Origin of the sequence: Marinobacterium lacunae, from assembly GCF_000705555.1 — a bacterium.
GTDB lineage: Bacteria > Pseudomonadota > Gammaproteobacteria > Pseudomonadales > Balneatricaceae > Marinobacterium_D > Marinobacterium_D lacunae.
In genome coordinates, this window is sequence record NZ_JMQN01000038.1 from 71,502 (window position 1) to 78,112 (window position 6,611).

Here is a 6,611-nt window from a genome sequence, read left to right on the forward strand (position 1 = left end):
TATGGATATGAAAGAAGTACCGGCAGTTGTTACCGGTGGTGCCTCGGGACTGGGTGAGGGCGCGGCACGGGTGTTGGCCGCCGCAGGCTGCCGGGTGGCGATACTGGATCTGCAGCAGGAGCGTGGCGAAGCGGTTGCCCGCGAAATTGGTGGCATATTCGTCAAGTGTGACGTTACCTCAGCCGAAAGTGCCGAAGCCGCGTTTGCCGCGGCGCGCGAAGCGCATGGTCCGTGTGGCATATCCGTGAGCTGTGCAGGCGTAGCACCCGCCGGGCGCATTGTGGGTAAGGAGGGCCCGATGCCGCTGGAGGACTTTGCCCGCGTTATCCAGATAAATCTGGTCGGCACGTTCAATGTTCTGCGCCTGGCCGCTGCTGATATGGCCGAACGTGCGGCCAATGGCGACGGCGAGCGTGGCGTGATTGTGAATGCCGCCTCAATCGCCGCATACGAAGGGCAGATCGGGCAGAGTGCCTACGCGGCATCGAAAGGGGGCGTGGTTTCGCTGACGCTGCCGGCGGCCCGCGAGCTCGCCCGTCAGGGTGTGCGCGTTAACACCATTGCGCCGGGGCTGTTCATGACGCCGATGATGGCGAGCTTCAGCGACGAGGTGCAGCAGAGTCTGGCGGCCACGCTGCCTTTCCCGCAACGCCTGGGTAAACCGAACGAGTTTGGCATGCTGGTTGAGCAGATCGTGCGTAATCCGCTGCTCAACGGCGAAACCATTCGTCTTGATTGTGCGCTTCGCATGGCGCCACGCTGATAGGAGTACGTGAAATGTCTGACAACAGTATTGTGGTTCTGGGCACGGCCCGCACCCCCATGGGCGGCATGCTGGGTGACCTCAGCGATGTGCGCAGCCCCGATCTAGGCGCAGTGGCGATCCGTGCAGCGGTGGAGCGTGCAGGGTTATCACCTGATGCCGTCGATGAGGTGGTCATGGGCTGTGTGCTGCCAGCGGGGCTTGGTCAGGCGCCGGCCCGACAGGCATCCCGAAAAGCGGGTATCCCCGATGCCTCGGGTTGTACCACCGTGAACAAAATGTGTGGCTCTGGCATGAAGGCAGTGATGTTGGCGCATGATCAGTTAAAAGCGGGTAGCGCCCGCATTATGGTCGCCGGCGGTATGGAGAACATGAGCCAGGCACCCTACCTGTTGCCGAAAGCGCGACAGGGGATGCGCATGGGCCATGGTCAGGTGATCGACTCCATGTTTTTCGACGGTCTCGAAGATGCCTATGAAGGTGGCCTGATGGGCGTGTTCGCCCAGCGCACCGCCGATGAGTGCGAAGTTACCCGCGAAGAGATGGACGGTTTCGCAATCGGCTCGCTCAACCGCGCGCTTGCAGCGATCAACAGCGGGGCTTTCCGTGACGAAATCGCGCCGGTCAGTGTGAAAACGCGCACCGGAGAAGTGGTAGTCGACACCGATGAACAGCCCGGCAAGGCGCGCCCGGAAAAGATCCCCCAGCTGCGCCCGGCCTTCAGTAAAGATGGCAGCGTGACGGCCGCCAACTCCAGCTCCATCAGCGACGGTGCCTCTGCACTGGTCCTCACGACTCAGGCCGAGGCCGATGCCCGGCAACTTAAGCCGGTGGCGCGCATCGTCGCCCACGCCACACATGCCCGGTTGCCCGCCGAGTTCACCCTCGCGCCGATAGGTTCCATCGAGAAGGTGCTCAAACATGCAGGGTGGAACACCGAAGATGTAGACCTGTTCGAGATAAACGAAGCCTTTGCCGTGGTTACCCTTCTGGCGATTCGCGAGCTGGGGCTCGATCCCGACAAGGTTAACGTGCATGGCGGCGCCTGTGCGTTGGGCCACCCGATCGGATCGTCCGGTTCGCGCATCATCGTCACCCTGATCCATGCGCTGAAGCAGCGAGGGCTCAAGCGTGGCGTGGCGTCGCTCTGCATCGGCGGTGGCGAGGCAACGGCGGTGGCGATCGAGCTTCTCTAACTCTTCGATCTTTCCCGTAAAAGCGAGTCAGTAGCGCTCCTCCAATGGGAGGTGCGCCGGGCCCCCTTTATGCCCGAACTCCACTCGCTACATAGGGATAGGTGATCACGAATAACAACAATAAGCAGGTATAGCGATGAACAACGTTAAATACAGCGACTTCGTGCGCGACTTCAGCGTCGACACCATACTGAACCGCTTCGTCGGCGACTACGAAAACGGCATCAATGTCTGTCAGGAGATCTGTGACCACCACGCCGATGATCCGAGCCGCGTGGCCCTGCGCTACGAGCGCGTCGACGGTTCCACTGGTGAGCTGACCTTCCACGAACTGCAACAGCGCTCGGCTCAGTTCGCCAACTTCCTCACCAGCCAGGGGATAGGTCGGGGCGACCGTGTGGCCTGCCTGCTGCCGAGAACACCTGAGCTGCTGATCAGCCTGTTGGGTACGCTGCGGGTCGGTGGTGTGTACCAGCCACTGTTCACCGCCTTCGGCAGCGGCGCCATCGAGTACCGCCTGGAACGCGCCGATACCAAGCTGATCATCACCAATCCGGAGCAGTGGCCGAAGTTGAAGGATGTGGCCGGGCTGCCGCGCACCATGTTGGTCGCCGACGCTTACCATCCGCTGGCGGGCGAAGCGAACTTCCTGTTCGATGAGGCTCAAAACGGGCAGAGCAACGAATTTGAGCCGGTACGCCTGGGGCCGGATGAACCCTTCCTGCAGATGTTCACCTCCGGTACTACCGGCAAGTCCAAGGGCGTGTCGGTACCGGTACGCGCACTGCCGGCGTTCTGGGTCTATATGCGTTATGCCATCGGTCTGCGCGCGACTGATAACTTCTGGAACGTGGCAGACCCCGGCTGGGCCTATGGCCTGTACTACGCCATTGTCGGCCCCATGCTGCTCGGCTGCACCACACACTTTAACGAGGCGGGCTTCAGCGCCGACAACACATTCAGTTTTCTTGAGCGCTACAACATTACCAACTTTGCAGCGGCCCCTACGGCGTACCGCATGCTGATGGCAAACGAAAAGCTGCTGACGAACTACCCCGGCATAAACTTGCGCGTGGCTAACAGCGCGGGCGAGCCGCTCAACCCTGAAGTGGTCAACTGGGTACGCAGAGCCTTCAACTGCCGTGTGTGCGACCAATACGGACAAACCGAAACCGGCATGACCGCCTGTAACTTCCATGAGCTTAGCCACATCCACCGTGATGCCAGCATGGGCTATGCCATGCCCGGCTACCGTCTGGTGGCGCTGGATGCCGACTTCAACGAAGTAGGGGAAGGCGAAACCGGCGAGCTGGCCATCGATATGGAAAACTCGCCGCTCTACTTCTTCCAGGGCTACACCTGGGGGGAGAAAAGCCCCTATCAGGGCCGCTACTACCTGACGGGTGATGTCGTCATCAGCAACGGCGATGGCGCCCACTCCTATACGGGCCGAGATGATGACATCATCGCCTCGGCGGGCTATCGCATAGGGCCTGCGGACGTTGAAAATACCCTGCTTGAGCACGAGGCAGTGATCGAAAGCGCTGTCGTCGGCAAGCCCTGCGAAAAACGCGGCTATATTGTTAAAGCCTACGTTGTCACCCACCCGGAGTACGATGCTGACGATAAGCTGATCGAAGTGCTACAACAGCACGTACGCAACCGCCTCTCGACCCACGCCTTCCCGCGGGAGATCGCCTTCGTCACCGAACTGCCCAAAACCTCCAGCGGCAAGCTTCAACGCTATCTCTTACGCCAACGCGCACAGGATGAGCTAAACGGCTAACCGATAAGCAAAAAAGGCCCGACTGTTCGGGCCTTTTTTTGTGCCTATGCCCACTGCACCCTCGGGCAACTGCTTTGGTTTTAGTGAGACTGGTCGGTCGGGTCGGCGCGATCTATCACGCAGCTTATCTGGCAGGGAAGAGGGAACTATACGGCATGCTGTCTAATACACTGTTATAACTTTTGAGAATGCGGGCTTATGAAAAGTGATTGGAGGTATGATTGGACGCAGATTCCTACAGGCATGGATGTTAAGTGTCCGCATTGTGGTGGCTTGGTAAGTTTTAAAAGGACTAATTTTAATCGTCCTGTATATACAAGGTGCTCAAGCCGACCTCCAGGGCATTGAGGCTGTAGAAAAACCTAATTTTCACGCCTGTTTCTGATAAAAAGAGCCACTCACACGGAGTGATTTTTATGCCTAAATTTAATCTATACAACTAAACATCAATTGCACCTAGGTACATTTGAGTACGCCATTCATTACTTCATTGATCAAAAACTCTATCTTTCCATCTTGAATCTCACCCACTGTTTTACCAAGTAAGTACGCTCCAGCCTGCTGGCGAGGGGTACTTCCAGACAATTCTCAATCTCATGTATTGAAAGGCCTGTACCAAAAAGAAAAATGACCTGTTGACAAAGTAGGACAACCGACCTACATTTCAAAAACTAGGTCTAGCGACCTATTTTTGGCTTTGAATTATCTATACATCCAAAGGGGGATGCTATGCACAAGAGTCTGTTTGATGCCATTCAGTTGGGTGATCTGACGCTGGCAAATCGTATGGTTATGGCGCCAATGACCCGAAATCGGGCCGATGCAAATGGCATGACCACACCGATGATGGTTACGCACTACCGGGAAAGGGCTGGTGCCGGGCTTATCATCACTGAATCAACGCCTGTCTCACCGCAGGCCATCGGTTATCCCTTTACCCCGGGGCTTTATACAGATGCTCACGTTGAAAGTTGGAGACGTGTCACTGATGCAGTGCATGAAGAAGGGGGGCATATCTTTATCCAGCTTCAACACTGTGGTCGAATATCCCATCCCAGTTTTCAACCAGATAACGGCTTACCTGTAGGTCCTTCAGCCATTCGACCTGAAGGTCAGTCTGTTACCTACACCGGCATGCAGGACTTCGTGACGCCGCATGCGCTTCAAACAAATGAAATCAGAGATGTTGTGGAGCAGTTTAAAAATAGCGCTGAGCTGGCGAAGCGTGCTGGTTTTGATGGTGTGGAAGTTCATGGAGCTAATGGCTACATTATTGATCAATTTCTTCGTGATGGGAGTAACCATCGGAATGATGCGTACGGGGGCAACGTTGAAAACCGAATGCGCTTGCTGAATGAAATTCTGGATGAAGTATCCTCAGTATGGCCTGCACATAGGGTAGGCGTGCGGTTGAGCCCTGAAAACAGTTTTAATTCCATGTCTGATTCGGCGCCACAAACGCATTTTGAGTATTTTGCAGAGCAATTGGGTAGGCGTGGTCTAGCGTATCTTCACGTGCTTGAAGGTGACATGATGACCAAGGTCAGTGTAATCAATTATTCTGATTTTGCTAGAAAGTACGATGGCGTTTATATCGCAAACAATGGATATAATCTGGAAAGCGCACAGGAGTCGATAGGTAATGGTGTTGCTGATATGATTGCGTTTGGGGTTCCGTTTTTGGCTAATCCGGATTTAGTGCGACGTTATAAGGAGAACTTATCTCTGAATGACGTTGACGCCAGCACATTCTATGGTGGTGATGAGAAAGGCTATAACGATTATCCAATATATGCATAGAGACAAATTACATAAGGAGGTCGATTTATGGGGCATGGTTTAACACGGCACCAGATTGTAGAGGTTGCTGATGACTTGTTTTATCGACAAGGTTTTGAGCATACCTCCTTTGCTGATATCTCCAGTCTGGTAAATATTTCTCGCGGAAATTTATACCATCATTTCAAGACCAAGGATGATATTCTTGATGCGGTTATTAATGTTCGCCTGAACAGAACACAGCACATGCTGACCTCTTGGGAAGAGCAAGGAAAAACTCCAAAGGACTGCATCAAGAGTTACATAAAAATTCTTCTCACGAATTGGTCAATGATCAGGAACTACGGTTGTCCTGTCGGCACACTGTGTACGGAACTCGCCAAGTTAAACCACGCCTCAAAAGCTGAGGCCAATAAAATTTTTACGCTCTTCAGGGAGTGGCTGAGAGGTCAGTTTACTGAACTTGGGCGTGCACAGGAGGCCGATGCGCTGGCTATGCGTGTACTTTCCTGGAGTCAGGGAGTTGCGACTCTGGGGAATGCTTTTGATGACTTAAAATATGTGAAACAGGAGGTAGAAAAGATGTGCGATTGGCTCGATACATTGTAGGTTTAAAAAGACTAAATAAGTTATTATTAATATAAAAAGGATACAGATATGTTTGTTGTGCTGCTTAGATTCTCAGATAATAAATTCCGGGCCGGAGAATTCATGGATGGTCATAATCAGTGGATTAAACAAGGTTTTGAAGAGGGTGTTTTTTTATTGGCAGGCAGCCTTCAACCCAATCTGGGTGGCTCCGTAATCGCTCACAATACCTCACGGCATGAACTACAGGAACGAGTAAACAATGATCCTTTTGTGGTTGAGAATGTTGTTTATGCCGAAATACTTGATATTGACCCTAAAAAATCCGACAAAAGACTTGAATTTCTTTTAAATTGATTTTTTGGAGATAAAAATGGGCTCTACTGTTGTTGGTGCGGATGGGAGGTCTCGCCTAGAATAAAATCTGCAAAGGCCCTCGTTTTGACTGGCATAAAAGTCCTTGAAGGGTAGGGTTGAGCTAGGGAACATGTGAACAAGT

General features: G+C 53.6%; 6 protein-coding genes. All 6 read left to right on the top strand.

What is annotated here, in order from left to right:
* Position 1: 1 nt before the first annotated feature.
* The 6 genes from ADIMK_RS12365 (at position 2) to ADIMK_RS12390 (ending at position 6,469) form a co-directional block, all read left to right on the top strand.
* Positions 2-763 (top strand): SDR family NAD(P)-dependent oxidoreductase, encoded by a 762-nt coding sequence (locus tag ADIMK_RS12365; RefSeq protein ID WP_036188556.1) that lies wholly within the window; start codon positions 2-4, stop codon positions 761-763.
* Positions 764-777: 14 nt separating this feature from the next.
* A complete protein-coding gene (locus ADIMK_RS12370) occupies positions 778-1,959 on the top strand; it encodes a thiolase family protein (protein ID WP_036188558.1) in 1,182 nt (393 codons plus the stop codon).
* A gap of 136 nt (positions 1,960-2,095) precedes the next feature.
* A complete protein-coding gene (locus tag ADIMK_RS12375) occupies positions 2,096-3,745 on the top strand; it encodes an AMP-binding protein (protein WP_036188561.1) in 1,650 nt (549 codons plus the stop codon).
* Between the two features lie 729 nt (positions 3,746-4,474).
* Positions 4,475-5,545: an alkene reductase gene (locus ADIMK_RS12380; RefSeq protein WP_036188564.1), complete on the top strand. Its 1,071-nt coding sequence runs from the start codon at positions 4,475-4,477 to the stop codon at positions 5,543-5,545.
* Positions 5,546-5,572: 27 nt separating this feature from the next.
* Entirely contained in the window at positions 5,573-6,133 is a 561-nt protein-coding gene (locus ADIMK_RS12385) for a TetR/AcrR family transcriptional regulator (RefSeq protein WP_036188567.1), read from the top strand.
* 48 nt (positions 6,134-6,181) lie between these two features.
* Positions 6,182-6,469 carry a YciI family protein gene (locus ADIMK_RS12390; RefSeq protein ID WP_036188569.1) on the top strand — a complete coding sequence of 96 codons (288 nt, stop codon included), beginning with the start codon at positions 6,182-6,184 and terminating at the stop codon, positions 6,467-6,469.
* Positions 6,470-6,611: the final 142 nt, after the last annotated feature.